Annotated in this window: 11 protein-coding genes; 7 read left to right on the top strand and 4 right to left on the bottom strand. The window is 57.8% G+C overall.

What is annotated here, in order from left to right; translation table 11 throughout:
- The coding region (locus tag WAW39_RS04580; RefSeq protein ID WP_422316244.1) for an MFS transporter at positions 1–498 on the bottom strand (498 nt) is incomplete at its 3' end.
- Between the two features lie 97 nt (positions 499–595).
- Between WAW39_RS04580 and def the strand changes: the two genes are divergently transcribed.
- The gene (gene def / locus WAW39_RS04575; protein ID WP_422316242.1) at positions 596–1,159 is read left to right on the top strand and encodes a peptide deformylase; all 564 of its coding nucleotides are present in this window, start codon (positions 596–598) and stop codon (positions 1,157–1,159) included.
- 69 nt (positions 1,160–1,228) lie between these two features.
- Here def and dnaE read toward each other — a convergent pair whose 3' ends face one another.
- Both dnaE and WAW39_RS04565 read right to left on the bottom strand, forming a co-directional pair.
- The gene (gene dnaE, locus WAW39_RS04570) at positions 1,229–5,479 is read right to left on the bottom strand and encodes a DNA polymerase III subunit alpha (RefSeq protein ID WP_422316240.1); all 4,251 of its coding nucleotides are present in this window, start codon (positions 5,477–5,479) and stop codon (positions 1,229–1,231) included.
- A gap of 6 nt (positions 5,480–5,485) precedes the next feature.
- Positions 5,486–5,938 (bottom strand): LexA family protein, encoded by a 453-nt coding sequence (locus WAW39_RS04565; RefSeq protein WP_422316238.1) that lies wholly within the window; start codon positions 5,936–5,938, stop codon positions 5,486–5,488.
- 248 nt (positions 5,939–6,186) lie between these two features.
- Between WAW39_RS04565 and WAW39_RS04560 the strand changes: the two genes are divergently transcribed.
- The 3 genes from WAW39_RS04560 to WAW39_RS04550 all read left to right on the top strand — a co-directional run bounded on the left by WAW39_RS04560 (position 6,187) and on the right by WAW39_RS04550 (position 9,358).
- Positions 6,187–7,254 (top strand): DUF3500 domain-containing protein, encoded by a 1,068-nt coding sequence (locus WAW39_RS04560; RefSeq protein ID WP_422316236.1) that lies wholly within the window; start codon positions 6,187–6,189, stop codon positions 7,252–7,254.
- Between the two features lie 14 nt (positions 7,255–7,268).
- A complete protein-coding gene (locus WAW39_RS04555) occupies positions 7,269–7,643 on the top strand; it encodes a c-type cytochrome domain-containing protein (RefSeq protein WP_422316234.1) in 375 nt (124 codons plus the stop codon).
- A gap of 62 nt (positions 7,644–7,705) precedes the next feature.
- On the top strand, positions 7,706–9,358 hold the full coding sequence (locus tag WAW39_RS04550; protein WP_422316233.1) for a hypothetical protein: 1,653 nt from the start codon (positions 7,706–7,708) through the stop codon (positions 9,356–9,358).
- A gap of 17 nt (positions 9,359–9,375) precedes the next feature.
- Here WAW39_RS04550 and WAW39_RS04545 read toward each other — a convergent pair whose 3' ends face one another.
- Positions 9,376–10,833 carry a hypothetical protein gene (locus tag WAW39_RS04545; RefSeq protein ID WP_422316231.1) on the bottom strand — a complete coding sequence of 486 codons (1,458 nt, stop codon included), beginning with the start codon at positions 10,831–10,833 and terminating at the stop codon, positions 9,376–9,378.
- Positions 10,834–11,126: 293 nt separating this feature from the next.
- On the opposite strand from WAW39_RS04545, the gene WAW39_RS04540 reads away from it, so the two are divergent.
- The 3 genes from WAW39_RS04540 (at position 11,127) to WAW39_RS04530 (ending at position 16,439) form a co-directional block, all read left to right on the top strand.
- Complete coding sequence (locus tag WAW39_RS04540; protein WP_422316229.1) at positions 11,127–12,287, top strand: tyrosine-type recombinase/integrase; 1,161 nt, start codon at positions 11,127–11,129, stop codon at positions 12,285–12,287.
- Positions 12,284–13,366, top strand: a complete 1,083-nt coding sequence (locus WAW39_RS04535; RefSeq protein WP_422316227.1) for a hypothetical protein — start codon at positions 12,284–12,286, stop codon at positions 13,364–13,366. Before WAW39_RS04540 ends, WAW39_RS04535 begins: the two co-directional genes overlap by 4 nt.
- A 796-nt stretch (positions 13,367–14,162) precedes the next feature.
- Positions 14,163–16,439, top strand: coding sequence for a phage/plasmid primase, P4 family (locus WAW39_RS04530; protein ID WP_422316225.1), 2,277 nt, complete (start codon positions 14,163–14,165; stop codon positions 16,437–16,439).
- The last annotated feature ends 181 nt before the right edge of the window (positions 16,440–16,620 follow it).

Genomic DNA, 16,620 nt, shown 5'->3' with positions numbered 1-16,620 from the left:
CTTCGTCTCAGACGCGCCCGCCTTTTCACTGAGCAGGAAAATGAACGGCCAGCTCACCACGATCCAGCCAATCGTACCACCCATGCGCACAAAGCCAAAATCCTTCGCCGGGTCTTTGAGATTGGCAAAAGCCAGCGAGTTCGTCACCGAAATCGTCGGCACATACAGCAGGCAATAGGTGATGAAGCAGGCAAAGAAGGGCCAGAAGGAAGTCTGAAACGCCGTCGCGATCAGCGCCAGACCACCGATCACATGGCTGAAAGCCAGGAAGCGCTCGGCCGAGAAGTTGCGGTCCGCAAACTGGTTGCTGAAAAAGATCCCCACGATCGACGCGATGCCAAACGCGCTGCCCACCAGCCACTGCTGATCGGGATTAAACCCCAGCATCGTCATATAAGAGAAGATTTTGATCTGCCACGCCCCCCAGATGGCGATCTCGAGGATCATCATGAGGAACAATTTAATCTTGATGGATGATTGCGCTGCAGTGTCAGTCATAGGGAGGCCGCGAGGCTAGGGAGACCGCCACATCTTGGCAAGGACAAAACCACTCCCGGCTTGAGCCGGTGAAAACCCGGTGATATTAAAGAAGGATATGGTCCGTAAAATCGTCCGCTATCCTGAACCCGTGCTCCGTGCCAAATGCCGCCCCGTGACTGAAGTCACGCCCGATATCCGCGCCCTGGCCGCCGACATGCTGGAAACGATGCGCGAGGCCAACGGCGTCGGTCTCGCCGCTCCGCAGGTCGCCGTGGATGTGCAGCTCGCCGTCATCGACGTCTCCCACAACCCCGACTGCATCACCTTCATGAAGATCAACGGTGAGAAGGTGGAAATGCCCCAGCACATGCCCATCGTGCTCATGAATCCCCAGCTCGAACTCGGCAGCGCCAAGGAGATCGGCGAAGAAGGCTGCCTCAGCTTCCCCCGCCTCCGTGGCGATATCCGCCGCTCCAGCCAGATCAAAGTCAGCTACACCGACCTCGACGGCAAAACCGTCACCGTGGAAACCGACGGCCTGCTCGCCCGCGCCTTCCAGCATGAGATCGACCACCTCAACGGCATCCTCTTCATCGACCGCCTCAACGCCGTCGCCAAAGTCAGCATCAAGCGCAAGCTCGCCCGCCTGATGCAGGAGTGGGAAGAGGACGACGAATAAGAGGGCATCCTGCGCCAAGGATCAAACCCGCCCGGTGCGATTGGAGGCCTCCCGCAGCCCCCCCTTTTTTCAGCACACCCTCGCCTTTTCCACCCGCCGCACCTCCAGCGTAAACCCCTGTCCGTTCTCAAACGGCTTCACCTCCGCCGTGATCTGCACCACAGGATAGCGTGCGGTATTGAGCCCATAGGCGCGGTAGGCGGCGGCGAAAATCTCACACTCGACGATGCCGGTGCGGTCGCAGATCGAGATAAACTTCATCGGCTGCCCATTCATCTGCACATGCGAACGCGTGACAACAATGAGCCCACAGACCGTGACACGCTGATTCGGGTAGCGGTGCAGTTCCGCGATGGGGCAATACGTACGCCAGTCCACCTCAGGAAAGCGATCGAGCGGATGCCCGCTGACCGTGTAGCCAAACAGTTCGGCTTCATCGTGCAGTGTCTGCAGCAGCGTCGGCTCCTCGCGACAGGTCGCCCGCAAAACCGCCGGCTCACTGCCTCGAAACAGCCAGTCCGCACCGGCCGTGCTGTCGCTGGCCGCGTGTAGACAATGCCAGAACTGCGCCGTACGGGTGCCCCCCAGCCGGTCAAAAGCACCAGCACGGATGAGATTTAAAATCTCGGTGCCCGCAGGACGCACCCGCTGGCAAAAATCTCGCACGCTCACAAAGGGAGAACGCCCCAGCTCACTGCGCCAGCGCTCCATCATGGCCTCGGTGAGGTCCTTGATGCACCGCAGGGGCACGCGGATGGCTTTGCCCATGGAAGGCGCAGGCGTACCGTGCTCGGCACTCACAGACTCAACCCCGAACGCCTCACTCAGCACATTCACACAAGGAGAGAGAAACCCAATGCCAAGCCGCCGGCATTCCAGGGTGTAAACCAGCGCTGAGTAGAATCCTTTTCCATGCGTCAGCACGGCCGCCATGAATTCAGCGGTGTGGTAGCATTTGGCATACGCCCCCTGATACGCCTCCACCGCATAGGCGGTGCTATGCGCACGGCAAAACGCATACCCCTCAAACCTCGCCAGAAGTTCCCAGACCTTGAGAATCGTCCCCTCCTCACGTCCCAGCATCCGCGCCGCAGCGATGAATTCTCCCCGAATCTCTGCAATCTTGGCCGCGTCCTGCTTCACCAGCGCACGGCGCAGCACGTCCGCCCGGCCCGGAGCCAGCCCCGCGAAGGCCTCGCAGATTTGCAAAACGTGCTCCTCATAGGCGATCACGCCAAAAGTGGATCTCAGCACCGGGGCCAGGCTCTCGTGGAGGTAGTCCACCTTTTCCAGCCCCTGCGCCCGTCGCGCAAATTGTGCTTTTTTGAGGCCATTGGCCGCACCAGGGCGGATCACGGACACGATGGCCACCAGTCGGTCGATGTCCCGCACATCGGCCATGCAGGAAAGGCCGATCATGGCGGGGCTTTCGATATGATGCACTCCCCGCGCATTGCCGCTGGCAATCATCTGCCAAATGCCTGGATCACTCCACGGCTCCACTTCCAACTCACGGCGCGGCGCCTCCGTCCCGCCCGCAGCGCCGACTTCCAGCGCCAAAAGGTCCAAAGCCTGATCCTGGGTTCGGAGGGTAATCTGGGTGTCCCGCAAAACGGCAAGTCCGCCCTGCGCCAAAATATCCAGCTTGATCAGCCCCACCGCCTCCACCGCATCCATGTCAAAGTGCGTGGTCGGCCATCCCTTGCCACTGATGAAGGTGGGTGTCTGGTTGCGGATCGGGTCGCGCGACAGCACCACCCCGCAGGGATGCATTTTGGCATATCGGGGCAGTCCATCCATCATTCCAGCCATGAGCAGGGCGGTGCGCATGGGCTCCTCCTGCCAGGCCGAAAGATCACACTCACGCGAAAGCGCCACCGCGTCCGCCGCATGCCTCGCATCGGTCCAGGGCATGTGCTCAGTCAGCCGCCGGATCTCGTTTTCAGCCACCCCCAACACCTTGGCTACATCCCCAAAAGCAGAGCGAGCCTGGAAAGTATTGAACCCTCCCACGATCGCCGCATGCTCCGGTCCGTAACGATTTAACAGTAACTTCACCACGTCATCTTTACGATCATGCGCAAAGTCGATGTCGATGTCCGGCAGCTTTTGTAACGCCATGCGGTCACGGTTCAGGAACCGCTTGAAATAAAGATCGAAACGAATCGGACAAACATTGCTAACGCCCAAAGCGTAACACACCAAGGAGTCCGCCGCACTGCCCCGGGTGATCCAACCGATGCCGAGTTGTTCACACTCCTGCAGCAACTGCCAGACCATGAGGAAGTACTCCTCGTACCCCACCTCCCCGATGATCGAAAGCTCTTCCATCAACTGCGCTTCATGCTGCCGTGACCGCCTCCCATACCGCCGCCTCAGCCCCTCATGCGCCAGCCGGTGCAGCATCGCCGCTGGCGTGCTCCCATCCGTTGGATCATAACGTGGAAATCGTAACGTTTTGAAGTCGAATTCAAACTCACATTCTGCGTGAATAGTATTGATAATCTTCATCTCACCAGCAGAAATGACACTCGTTAACACGCCATAATCGTGAAAAGAAAAGTCCCCCTTTCTTTTGCCCGAATGTGCTTCGTGCAAAAGCGTCAGCGTCTTCATGCTTTGCAGGATATCGAAATACACCCGGTCTTTTTTGTCCCGATAACGTATCGGCTTAAACGTTACATAATCAGCATCTGCAGGTACAACAATCAAACCCTCCTCATGATCATGCACTTGCTCAATAGTAACGCATCCAGCGTCACCAAATGACAGCAGCCGACAGAGGTTCTGATAACCTCGCTGGTTCTTCACATAGGCCAGCAGCGGCTTCTGGTCACAGCGCAATTCCGCCCCAATGATGGGCTTGATGCCCTTCGCCTTGGCTGCCTGGAAAAAGGGCACCGCAGCATGCAGGTTCGGGTCGGTGATCGCCATGGCAGGCAGCCCCCTCTCGATCGCGGCATCGATCATCGCCGGAATGGTGAGCGTGGAATCGAGGAAGCTGTAACAGCTTTTCACATTCAAAGCAGGCACCACATTGCGTAACGATTGCTTCGTTATTATTTGAACACCTGCCCTAGGTCGTTCCTTCAATGTCCGACTCGACACTTCGGGAATGAGGTCAACGATAGACTGCGGCTTGGGCAGCGCCTGCCTGGGAGCATGCCGGTGCTGTGACAGCCACAAGTCATGCCCCCGCATGATGCTGCGGTGTTCATGCCGCAGCGCATCCACCACCACTGCGATCTTATGTAACCGTTCTCGCGTAATGTCAGACTGCTCCAATGGCAGCAGCGCATGCCCGCCCGTCTCATACACTTTGGTAAAGCGCAGCCCCACCAGCCTCACACTCACACGCCGTTCCCAGGCCCGCTTCAGCAGGCCGGTGATCAGCGGATAGACATCATGCTCCAGATCAGTCGGCTCATCCAGGCTCGTCGAGCGCGTCACCTCATCCATGTCATTGTAACGAAGACGCAGTAACACCGTTCGGATACTTTTCCCATCTTGCCGCACCCGCCGCATCAGCGTGTCCGCCATGGCTCGCAGACGGGCGATGATGAAAGCCTCATCCGTGGTGTCCTGGCTGAAGGTGTCCTGCTCGCCGTAGCTCTTCGCCTCCGGGGCATCGCAGACCACGGGACGGGTGTCGAGCCCCATTGCATACTCATGCAGCACCGGAGCCTCCTGCCCTACCAGCAGAGACAGCTCATCCACCGGCGTTCGGGCAATGTGCTCGATGTGACGGAGCCCGGCGGTGTTCAGCTTGGCGGCCAGCTGCGGACCCACAGTCGGCAGCCATCGGTTTTCCAGCGGCCACAGGAACCCCAGCTCACTTCCCCGCTCCACTTCGATGAAGCAATGCGGTTTCCTCAGCTTGCTGGCGATCTGGGACACCAGCTTGTTCGCCCCCACCCCGACCGAAACCGACAGCTTCAGGCTCTGGGCGATGGCCTTCTGAATCGTCGCCGCCGCCTCCCCCGCCCGCGTGCGCTTGGCACCGTAGAGATCCAGATAGCACTCATCGATCGACGCCTGCTCCACCACCGGCGAAAAGTCATAGGCGTACGAAAACATCAGCCGCGAGAAGCGCTCGTATTTCTCAAAATCGCAGGGCAGCACGATCAGGCTCGGGCACAGCTTTCGCGCCCGTGCCGTCGGCATGGGCGTGTAGATCCCGAGCATCCGCGCCTCATAGCTGGCCGAGGCGATGATGCCCCGCCGCTCACCACCCACCGCCACAGGTCGCCCGCGCAGTTTCACATCCGCAGCCTGCTCCACTGAGGCGAAAAACGCATCCGCATCGAAATGAAGAATCATGGCGCATCACCTTTCAGCCAGCCGCAGCAGCGCGATCTGCACCCCCTGGATCACCAGCTCCCGCGCAGGAATGAGGTCTGGGTATTTCGGATTTGAGGCCCGCAGGTAGGGCACGCCCCCCTGAATAACGAAGCGCTTCAGCGTCGTCTCCCCGTCGATCAGCGCCGCCACGATGTCCCCGTGCTTTGCCTCACGAAACTCCATGATGACAATGTCCCCTTCCAAAATGGCCGCATTGCGCATGGAATCCCCCCTCACCTTCAGCGCAAAAGTCCGCGCATTCTTCGGCAGCCGCAACGTCGTGGGGTCGATGTCGATGCACCCGTCCACCCGCCCGTCCTGAATTTCCGGCCTCCCAGCGATGATGCTGCCAAGGAACGGCACCTGATGCCGGATCCAGGAACGGCCTTCGGACAGCCAAAGGAGATTCAAAGCGCGAGTCTGGCAGGGATTGATCATGTCCATCTAATACTGTTCTTTGGAACAGTATCAACTGCAAGCTATCAAACCCTCTGAATTCTAGCCCTTTACGAACCTTGTGAGTGTTCGGCAAGTTCTCCGGCTGCATTTGGAAAATCGTTCCTTTTAGCTTCGCTTGGATCGAAGCCCGGATGGCGTACGCGGTTCCCGCCCCCCTCGCTACGCAAACGATCTTCCTCCCCGCGCCCGGCAAGATGCCCAAAGCCCCGGCTGTATAAGACCCCGCCATGAATTCCAACCCAACTCCATCCTCCTCCGATTTGAATCAAGCGGTCTGCCCAGAGTGTGCCGAGCACGCCTCCCCTTCACCGCATCGCGGACGTCGTGACTTCATCCGCGTGCTTTCCGGCAGTGCCCTTGGAGTCATGGGCGCCTCCTCACTGAGTTCGGGCATAGCCGCCCCGGCAGACGCTCCGCGCACCGCAAAGCCTGCGGAAGAACTCATCCGCGAGCTCTTCGCCACGCTGACCGCCGAGCAGAAAACGGCCATGGTGCGCCCTTGGGACCATGGCGCAGAAGCAGGCGGCATCCCCACACGCCTCAAGACCCACAATGCCGCGCCCTTGGGCAAGAAGCTGAGCGAGCAGTTCACCACCCCGCAGCAGGACCTCATCAAGCAGACCTTCAAATCCATCCTCTCAGGCGACGAGGCCTACGACCGCATCAGCCGCCATGGCAAGTGGGACAGCAGCGGCTCCTTTGAAGGCAACGGCATCGCCATCTTCGGCGATCCCTCCGGCAAGGATCCCTTCTCCTGGGTCTTCGCCGGCCATCACCTCACCCTCCGCTGCGATGGCAATTCCCAGCCCAACACCGCCTTCGGCGGCCCGATGTACTACGGCCATTCCGCAAACGGCCACAGCGACATGAATGTTTACAACGACCAGACCAAGGAAGTCATGAGCGTCTTTGACATGCTCAACGAGCCCCAGCGCAAGCAGGCCGTCATCGTCGGCTCCCCGGGAGACGGCGTCGGTGCGCTCAAGCCCAAGCTGGTCGAAAAACCCGCCACCGGCGTCGGCTACGGCGATCTTGAGGAATCCCAGCGCAAACTGGTCGCCGATGTGATGCGCAAACTCCTCAACCCCTTCCGCCAGGAAGATGGCGACGAAGTGATGCAGCTCATCAAGATCAACGGCGGCATGGAAAAACTGCGGCTCGCCTTCTACAAGGACAACGCAGAAAAAGGCAACGACCGCTGGGACGCCTGGCGCATCGAAGGCCCCGGCTTCGTCTGGAACTACCGTGTCCTCCCGCACGTCCACTGCTTCGTGAATGTCGTCGGCCAGGCCTGAGTCCCTCGCAGGTGATGCGGGCATACCTTCCCATTCTCTTCAGCGGGCTGCTGCTCGGCAGCCACGCTGGAGCGAACGCCCGTGCCGAAGACAAGCCACAAGCCGCGCCCGATTTCCAAAAAGACATCCTGCCCGTCTTCGAAGAAAAATGCATACGCTGCCACGGCGCGAAACGCCGCGATGGCAAGCTGGACATGCGCACCCTGGCAGCCCTGCTCGAAGGCGGTGTGACCGGCCCTGCCATCAAACCCGGCAACGCCAAAAAGAGCCTCCTCATCGAGCTGATCCACTACAAGGAGATGCCGCCCAAAAAGAAGGGCCCCTTCATCACTTCCACCGAACTCGAAATGCTGCGCCTCTGGATCAACAGCATGCCGGACAAGAGTTGATCCATGTCCAATCGTAAACCAGCAGCAGAAACAATCCGGCGCTGGTCTCGTAGGTTTGAGCCATGAAACGAAGGCGCATACTCTCCACCATGGCCAGTCTGTATGGCGCCCAGGCACTGCTGCGTCATGACGCCCAGGCAGCAGAGCTAAAGAGCGAAGGCGATTTGCATGACCCCTATGCGGACGTGGACTGGGAAAAGTGCGATTATCTGCACTCGATGTCCCATCAACATACGGGGCAGACGGCGGCATCGTGTGAGGAGTTTTATGCGATGGGCTATCGCCACTTTGCCTTCAGCAATTATTATCCCTCTGCGCCCACGTATCCACTCCCTCAGGCCTTCCTGGCGAAACACGCGGACGTCGTGGCTGCGCCGAACGCGGAGCAGCACTCCATGCCAGACGCGGGGCTTCATTTCAACTCGCTCGGCAGTTTGCTCGCCACCGGGTATGGCAGCAGTCTCAGTGCTGCGCAGCTCCGTACGACTCCGCTGGTCCATCAGTTTGACGGCTTGCAGGTCTTCAACGAGACCCGCCCATGGGCTGGCGTGTATCGGCTGGACCTGACTTTAACGGCCATCGCCGAAGGCGGGCTCGCCAAACTGACGGTCGAAGGCGCCACCGAATGCGAGTTCACCGGCAAATTTGCGGCCAAAACGCCGGTGCATGACAGGCCCCTGAAGGCAGGCAGTCATACGTTTTATTTCAGAACGACCGAACCGCATCTGCACACGCAGTTGGTCTATGACAAGCAGCAGCTCATGGTAACTCAGTGTCGCTTGATGCAGGGTGCCAACCGCCCCTGGCGCGAAGTTTTCGGCGCGGCGCTGAATGGAGAAACCATCGAGGGTCGTCGCACCGGCGGACTGCTGCATGCGGATGGCGGGGGAATCACGCTCAACCACCCCACACAGGATCGTAAACTCTATGAGATGTTTCTGGATTTTGATCCCCGCGTACTGGGCATCGAAGTATGGAATCAGCTGACCTCAGGCTTCGGCTCCAGCAAAGGATTCTATGACGACAGCGAGGGGCCGCACTTGCACTTCTACAAGCTGTGGGACGACCTGCTGCGAACTGGCAGGCGCTGCTGGGGCTTCTTTGTCAAAGATCACAACACCTTCGGTCGCGGTCGCAATGTGCTGCTGGTCCCAGACGCTGCAGGACACGCAGCCGACGCAGAAGTGGAGGCTCTGCGCGCCTACAGAAAGGGCTCCTTTTTCGGAGCGGTGTCTGCCTTGGCGGTCAACGAGGCGGGAGAAGTGGTGCCACCTTATGACTACAGTACCTTTCGCTTCACGCGCATCGTCGTCCGGCGAGATGCCGCTGGCAAAGCGGTGGCTCTCGAGGTGGCAGTCACAGGCAACGACAGCGTCAAGCGGCCCCATGTGCAGATCCGTTTTGTGACCGATCAGGGAGTGACGCTGGTGGTCGATGCATCGCAGGCGGAGTTTCCTTTGCAGCGGGACGCCGCAGGCCAGTGGGTGGCGGCGTTTGTGCGGGTGGAGGCCTTCGCCTATCCGGACACGCACCTTGGCGGAGAGCCTCTGACGGCTGAGAAAATGCGTGGTCTGAATGTCCATGACATCTCCCTCCTGCATGACCGCCGCTCCACGGGAGGAAAGGCCCATTTCTCCAGTTCAGGCGGTGCCGAACTTCGCTCCCGCATCCCCATCGTGGACATGATCTTTTCTCAACCTTTGCGAAGAGTGTGATCTCGCGACGACCAGTCTTATTTCACCACGGCCGGTGATGGAAACAGGGCCTGCATGGCACGCACGGTTTGATCGACGAGGATTTGACCGGCTTCGGGACCGACCTTGTTCACGTGCGGCAGCCCGCTGTAGCTGCCGCCTTCGATGGCGAGCGCGGTCGGCAGATACATGCCGCAGCCATTCGTAAGCTGGAGCACAAAGGTCTGCTGCGCGGGGCTGCGGGCCTTCATCTGAATTCCCCAGTCAAGATACAGCTCAAACGTGTTCGTGGTGATGGCGATATCGCCGAGGCGCAGCACATGAAGCTCCATGTCATAAGGCGGCAGCTTGTCCGCCTCTTCGAACCGCTTCACGATGCCCTTCTCAAGCTTCAGCATCGTGATGACGCGGTTGTCCGGCTTCTCGACGACGCTGTATTGCGCGATGTTCTTCTTCGCGTCCACATACTCGCGTTCGAGGATCTTGCGCGGCGGCAGTGGCAGGTCTTCAACGCTGTGGCCAAAGGGTGCATCCGTGCGGATGTCAGCCTTGGCAGCATCCACCGTGTCGTAAACGGCATTGCTGATGCGGCGACCGAGTTCCTGCTGCCGCGTAAGACCACGCAGGGCGATCATGCGTGCCTCGGCGTCCTTGCGATACTGCGGATGCGGCGATTGATCACCGGCCGCGCTGCACCAGCCGAGCACCGTGAGGTCAGGCAGGTTCAATTTGGCCTTCAACTGCTCCCGTGCATCATGCCAGAAGTCGGCGTTGAGCGCGCTGCGGCTCTCCACTTCCTGCGATGGGCAGGCGATGTTGATCGCGACGGCTTGAAGCTGCTTCTCCGCATTCCAGAAGAACAGCGTCTCGACTCCCGAATCGGAGCCGGCTTCCAGATGCCGGAACCGAGCGTCATTCGTCTTCGCATACATTTGTGCATGACCATCAGCAAAGACCGAGCGGCGGTTTTCGCCGATCTGGGCAAACCCAAGCGTCCAGCTCACACCACCCGGCTTCCGGCTCTTCCAGGCCTGCACGGCAGCTTGCGAAAGCCGCTCGACGAGGAAAGCGGTGTATTCCGTCGGCTGCATGACGCCTTCCTTGGGGATCGCATAGGTGATCAGTGTCTCTTCTGGAATCTCGGACGTCACCGGCGCGGTGTGCGTGTGCGTGGCGGACACGATGACCTTCCGCACATCGAAATCAGGCAGCAGCGGCTTCAAATGCTGCCGAAACTGCATGAGTACGGAATGATGGATCGCCACGAGGTCGCAGGAAATGAGAATGCTCTGATCGACCACCTTGCCGCCTTCCACTGACTCAATCGCCACGGCGGCGGCGATGATCGGAGCTTCCACACTCTTCGATATCCGCGTGCCAAACTGTCCAGCCAGTGCCACCGGCTTGTCCGGCGTGATGCTGACTGTGGCTGAGCCGATGCGGAGTTCAGCGGCGCACAGCGAATTCGTGACAAGAAGAACCAGAAGAAGTCTCATGAGCGACAAACGGCCCGCAACAGCCTTTTCTTCGAGCCTCAAGACAAACCCCGTGGACCGGTCAGGTTCGGGAGGATGTTGATTTCCTCTGCGTTCGCTTCGCCCCCCTACTAAACCATTGGCACTAGGTGTCTTAAAAGACTCGAATGGAGCCAGCAGTCGGGGTCGAACCGACGACCTGCGGTTTACAAAACCGCCGTAACCCTTGTATTTTCAAGGCTTTCGTTAATTTATAATGATTTCATAACGGTTTTTTGTCGCATCCCCTGCAATTCATTGCAACGTCCTGCATAATGAAGATCACGATTAAACCACTCAAGGGACACCCGGGTTACAAGTTCCGCGCTTCGTTTTCTCAGGGTGGAAACTACCTTCAGAAATATTTCAAGACGAAGCAGGAAGCCAAAAATTTCGCAGATGCCAAGGCTGTCGAACTGGAAAATGTGGGCATTGCCGAGCGGGGCGTGTCTCCTTCCGAGTTCCGCGCCTTGCTTAATGCCCGCGAGATCGAAAAGCAGTTGAGAGCGTCGCACGTCACCGAAGAGTTTAGCTTCGAGCGTGCCGTCGAGTTCTACGCCGCACACCTGCGAAGCACGAAATCCAGCGTCACTGTGAAGCACGCCGCCGAGAAACTCCTCATTTCACGAGAGCTTAAGAAGCGGAGCAAGCGGCACCTTCAGAACCTTGGCTACCGTCTCGCTGCCTTCGAGTTGGTCTATGGCAAGCGCATTATCTCGACCATTACCAAGGACGATGTGGAGAATTACCTTGCTGGAATCAAAGGCACAGGCAGGACCCAGATTAATCATAGGGCAATCTTGAGTAACCTCTTCAACTTTGCCGTTGGCAAAAACTGGATGTCTGTCAATCCCACCGCCGCAGTCGAGATCACCCCCGACAAGGACACGCCGCCCGGGATTTTGAAAAATGCTGATGTGGCCGCGTTCCTCGGCGCCGCCGAGCCGCGCATCGTCCCGGTGTATGCAATCGCGTTCTTTGCTGGCCTACGCGAAGCGGAGCTTGCCCGTCTCGACTGGAAGGACATCAAGCTCAAACGCGGCATCATTGACCTGTCCGCCAAGACCACCAAGAACGCCCAACGGCGCATTGTAACCATCAGTCCAAATTTGAAAGCGTGGCTGAAACCATACGTTCAAGCATCCGGTCCCTTGCGACCGTCCGACCAAATCTTTCGCACCTCCCGTAAGGCGGCATGCGTCGTCGCTGGCATCAAAGACTGGCCGCATAACGCCGCCCGTCACACCTTCGCTTCATGCCACCTAGCGGCGTATGAGAACGCCGCTAAAACAGCGCTGGAGCTAGGGCACAAGGGAACGGACGTTCTGTTCGACCATTACCGCGAGATCGTAGCACGGAAGGACGCATTGGCGTACTTCAAGATCATGCCGCCGAAGACACCAACAAACATCATACGCATGGAGGTGGCAGCATGAAAAAAGCAAAGCCCAAGGGCGGGATTGAGGCACCCCTATCAACGCCAAAGCTATCTCTGAACGTGCCAGTGAAACCGTCGGTTGATGATGTGACTACGATTGCTTCTTTTATAATGGTTGGAGTGAACAGCGCCGGGTTCACAGGAAAAAAGCTATCGGCGGAAGAACTCGCTATGCTTCGTTCCACAATGGAGGGAGTTGACAGTGATGGGAGCAGGGTCCGCATTGGAGAACTTTCGGAGAGTCAACTGGATAGGATTAAAGAGCTCTGCCAGGCAGGCGCCGATGAGGCAGTGCGTACAGCGGTGATCGCGGAAACACGTCGCGATCTGGAGCAGTGTGGCATAGCTATGGCTGACGAATTCTTTGATGCCCTGAAAAAGCGTGCAAACGCAAGTCGTGCTGCTGAACTTCGGCCGGGTTCTCGTAGAGGCTCCGTTAAATATTGGGAAGGCTTGATCGAAATCGTTCAAAATGACAACGGCACGCATAGCGCAGTCCTGCTGGGCGAAGTTCAGAAGGCATACACAAAGCTCGTAGAGCCGGAGCATTCAGAACTGTCTGTCGCGCATTCTTTACTGCTCGCTAGCGCGAAAGTCATGGGCAACAAAGGGCCGCTGGCACAGCTGTTCGCCGCCGTCCGGTTCGCCCCCGATGACAAGCGGGAGGAAATAGCATTGAAGGCGAAGGAGGCATTGTGTTTAGTGGTCGATTCTCTCGCTGGCAAACACCCGCACGACCTGCACGAATCCCTTATTTGCGTAACATTGCCAAGGCGTGGACGAGTACCACTTGCGGTTGTCGCCATCGAGGAGTTTAAGGCATGGGTTTTGGAGCACCACAACCTTCCGACCAAGGGTGAACTGCAACTGCTCATGATTGAGAAGCACCCCAAATTACCGGAGTTGTCAGCCTCATTATGGACTAAAATATGGAGAAATGCTGGACTCGATAAGCTGCCGAGGGCCGGGACGTGGAAGCTGGAAAAAGCGAAAGCGAAAGCGAAAGCGAAAGCGAAAGCAAAGGCGGGCGTGGGAAATGTTTCGCGGCGGCGGCGAACTACACAAAAACCAAAATGATCGTGTAGTACATTCGATGCGCGAGACGAACCCTGGTTAGACGCGGCGCAACGTGGTGCATATATAGACGGGTGAAAAATCCCCACAGCACCCCAGCGCAAGCCACCGCAACCACTCCTTGGACTGACCGCCATGGACTTGCAAAACACCAGGCAGTCAGCGTCCGCACCGTTGACGCTTGGATCGCACAAAATCTGATTCCGTTCCGCCGTCTAGGACGCCGTGTTGTCTTTAACCTTGAAGCAGTCGAGGCCGCGCTGGCCCGCTTCGACGTGAAGGCCAAGAAGGACGCATAAAACAACAAACCCGCCTTCTGTGAAGATAGACGGGGCTGCTGTTTGCGGAGTTGAGCGACCGTTAAGGGCAGTCAGTTTTTCGTTACGGGCAAGGGCAGGAAACGCCCATCCACATGAACGACACTAACAGGCCAATGACCTCATCCGACGACACCGACCAGGATGAGTGTTGTGATTACACAAAGCCTGTCCTCCAGACACCTCGGCCCCTAGAATGTAGCGAGAATTCTTCCGATGACTCGGATAGGATCTGCAGCGCCAGCACCAAGCCGACTACCAGATCCGCTCACGCACAGGTCCAAACCAGTCCCCACACATCCACCATCAATGGCCAGGAACCACCGCCTGACGCACCACCGCCAGTCCACGGAGCACACGCAGACCAAATAGCCGCGTGGCTAGAGGTATTAGTTGAGCCCAACACGACCGTCGAGCTGCGGGCACTGTTTGAAGGTGAAAAGCCAGAGATACGGCATTATGTTTCCAACGATTTAAGAGCAATGGCCCGGGAAGCCTCCTTTTTCGGACTGACAGCCAAAGCTGTTTATTGGATGCTAAACCCTCTACCGTTCAACTGGAGTGGCAAACCAGCAAAAGATCCGGATGTCGTTCATAGGAGGTGGCTGTTGCTCGATATTGACCCCAAACGTGAGGGGACTATCTCGGCCACATGTGAGGAGAAGAACTATGCAAGGATAAAGATGACCGACGTCAATAATTTCTTGGCCGGGCGCGGGTGGCCAGCTCCAATCATCTGCGACTCTGGCAATGGGTGGCACGCCCTTTACAGGGTTGACGTACTCGGGGATGACAGCGGACTGATCCGCCGGGTGTTGCAAGCATTGGCTGAGAAGTTTGATGATGATTTTGTTCATGTTGACACGGTCGTTGCCAATGCAAGCCGCATCTGCAAGCTCTACGGCACGGTTGGTCGCAAAGGTCCAAATACTCTTGAAAGGCCGCATCGTGCTTCCGGGATAATCACGATTCCCGAACAAATCGGTGTTGTGGCAACGGAACTGCTGGAGCAGCTGGCCAGCACATGTGCAGTGGTTAAAGTGAAGGAGCCCAGATTGGCAGCACAAAGGGCTGGTGCAAGAACACCTGCAGCACCAAAGGCTGGTCCGAAAATAACATTGAATCGTCCGCGTGCCTATGCGTCGAAAGTGCCTGGCGCGGTGTCGGGACAGGGTGGCAGCCAAGTCACCTTCAATCTCGCCATAGCGCTCGTCCGTGGCTTCCACCTCGATATTGAGGATGCCTATACCATATTGGCCGAGTGGAGCGAGCGCTGCTGTGTACCGCCTTGGAGCGAGAAGGAGCTGCGCCACAAGATCTCTGATGCTGACAATCACGATGATCCAGAAAATCCCCGTGGTTACTTGTTAACTAAGCGCAAGCCAGCACCACCTACCGCAAAGCCGCTGTGGTTGTATTCAAGTAGCGACCTTGGCAACGCCGATGCGCTGGTCGATGCCATTCAAGGCATGGGTGTTTATTGCCCGGAAATTGGAATGTGGCTGACATTCGAGCAACGGTGGCGCAGGGACTACTCAAATCAGATCCGCACCAAAGCGGCAGACTTTGTTCGCGCCTCCACCAAGGCGGCAGCAGCTGTGGTAGAGGAGGCCACACGCAGCCGAGCGCTAAAGCGGGCACTCAGCTTGGGCGACCTTAAACCCATGTGCAACGCCATCACGCTGGCTGCAAACAATCCAAAAGTGATCGTTCACCTCAAACAGTTAGACGCCGACTCGTGGCTGCTGGGCGTAGATAACGGCACCTTGGATTTGCGGACTGGCCAGTTGGTGGAAACACCGGCGGAGGCTTATGTCACACGCGGAATGGAGACCGCTTTCGATCCGCTCGCCACCTGCCCGTTGTGGGAAGCGTTTATCGAACGGGTGACGCGAGGGTATGACGGACTGGCTGAGTTCATCCAGCGCTCCGTTGGCTACAGCCTGACGGGCTTGACGGTGGAGCATTTGTTCTGGTTCCTCTACGGCGATGGTAACAACGGAAAATCCACCTTCATTGAGACCCTACAGAAACTCTTTGGTGAATATGGCATCCGGGCCAGCGAGAAGTTATTGTCGTTGTCCAAACACGGTGCAGACACGCCACAGAATGAGATTGCTGCGCTACATGGAGGGCGCATATTATTCGGCAGTGAGACCAAAGAGGGCGACAGGCTCAACGAGAAGTTCATCAAGGATCTCACAGGCGGCGATACCGTCTATGGCAGATCACTCTGGAAGGAAGGTGTTCAATTCGCGCCAACCTGCAGCCTGTGGATGTTTGGCAACCACAAGCCCTCCATTAGTGGCACGGACAGGGGCATCTGGAGGCGGGTGCAACTGATCCCGTTCACGGCCACTCTAACGGCTGAGGAGATCGACTTGGACTTGAAAGACAAGATGAAAGCGGTCGAACTGCCCGGCATACTCAACTGGGCCATCCGTGGACTGCGCCAGTGGCAGGGTGCCATGAGTGTGGGTGGCAGTAAATTGGGTGCTCCTTGTTGCGTCACAGGGGCCACTTCTGAGTACAGAAAAGACCAAGACACGCTAGGCTTATTCCTTGATGAACACGTCGTGACCGTGGCTGGGGCAAGGACGAAAAAGGCAGACCTGTACATGGAGTATCGGTTGTGGGCCACTGATAATGGCCAAAACTACACGATGACCAAGAACACGCTCACGCTGAGGATGAAGGATCGTGGGTTTGTAGAGCTGCCAACGAGGCCGCCGACATGGGCCGATGTCAAGCTGCAGTAATCAGTAGGCCGCTGGACTGGCCCCTCGCTTGTGCAAATCTACAGCGCTGAGGGTTTCTGGCGTCCGGGGTGCGCCAAGTGTGTTTTTTATGTAGCTATTGGAGTGTGAAAGTGCAGAACAATGACCCTTTTCCCCATAGTTACAACGTGAGAGAGTATATAAGGAGACTATGGGGAAAGCA

Source organism: Prosthecobacter sp., from assembly GCF_049294395.1.
Lineage (GTDB): Bacteria > Verrucomicrobiota > Verrucomicrobiia > Verrucomicrobiales > Verrucomicrobiaceae > Prosthecobacter.
The sequence above is the reverse complement of the archived record's forward strand: the minus strand, read 5'-3'. Positions and strand labels throughout refer to the sequence as shown.

Coding starts and splice junctions, on each gene's coding strand:
- WAW39_RS04535 (WP_422316227.1), top strand. CDS start 12,284: ATGAAAAAAGCAAAGCCCAAGGGCGGGATTGAGGCACCCCTATCAACG.
- WAW39_RS04545 (WP_422316231.1), bottom strand. CDS start 10,833: ATGAGACTTCTTCTGGTTCTTCTTGTCACGAATTCGCTGTGCGCCGCT.
- WAW39_RS04540 (WP_422316229.1), top strand. CDS start 11,127: ATGAAGATCACGATTAAACCACTCAAGGGACACCCGGGTTACAAGTTC.
- WAW39_RS04565 (WP_422316238.1), bottom strand. CDS start 5,938: ATGATCAATCCCTGCCAGACTCGCGCTTTGAATCTCCTTTGGCTGTCC.
- WAW39_RS04560 (WP_422316236.1), top strand. CDS start 6,187: ATGAATTCCAACCCAACTCCATCCTCCTCCGATTTGAATCAAGCGGTC.
- def (WP_422316242.1), top strand. CDS start 596: ATGGTCCGTAAAATCGTCCGCTATCCTGAACCCGTGCTCCGTGCCAAA.
- dnaE (WP_422316240.1), bottom strand. CDS start 5,479: ATGATTCTTCATTTCGATGCGGATGCGTTTTTCGCCTCAGTGGAGCAG.
- WAW39_RS04530 (WP_422316225.1), top strand. CDS start 14,163: ATGGCCCGGGAAGCCTCCTTTTTCGGACTGACAGCCAAAGCTGTTTAT.
- WAW39_RS04550 (WP_422316233.1), top strand. CDS start 7,706: ATGAAACGAAGGCGCATACTCTCCACCATGGCCAGTCTGTATGGCGCC.
- WAW39_RS04555 (WP_422316234.1), top strand. CDS start 7,269: ATGCGGGCATACCTTCCCATTCTCTTCAGCGGGCTGCTGCTCGGCAGC.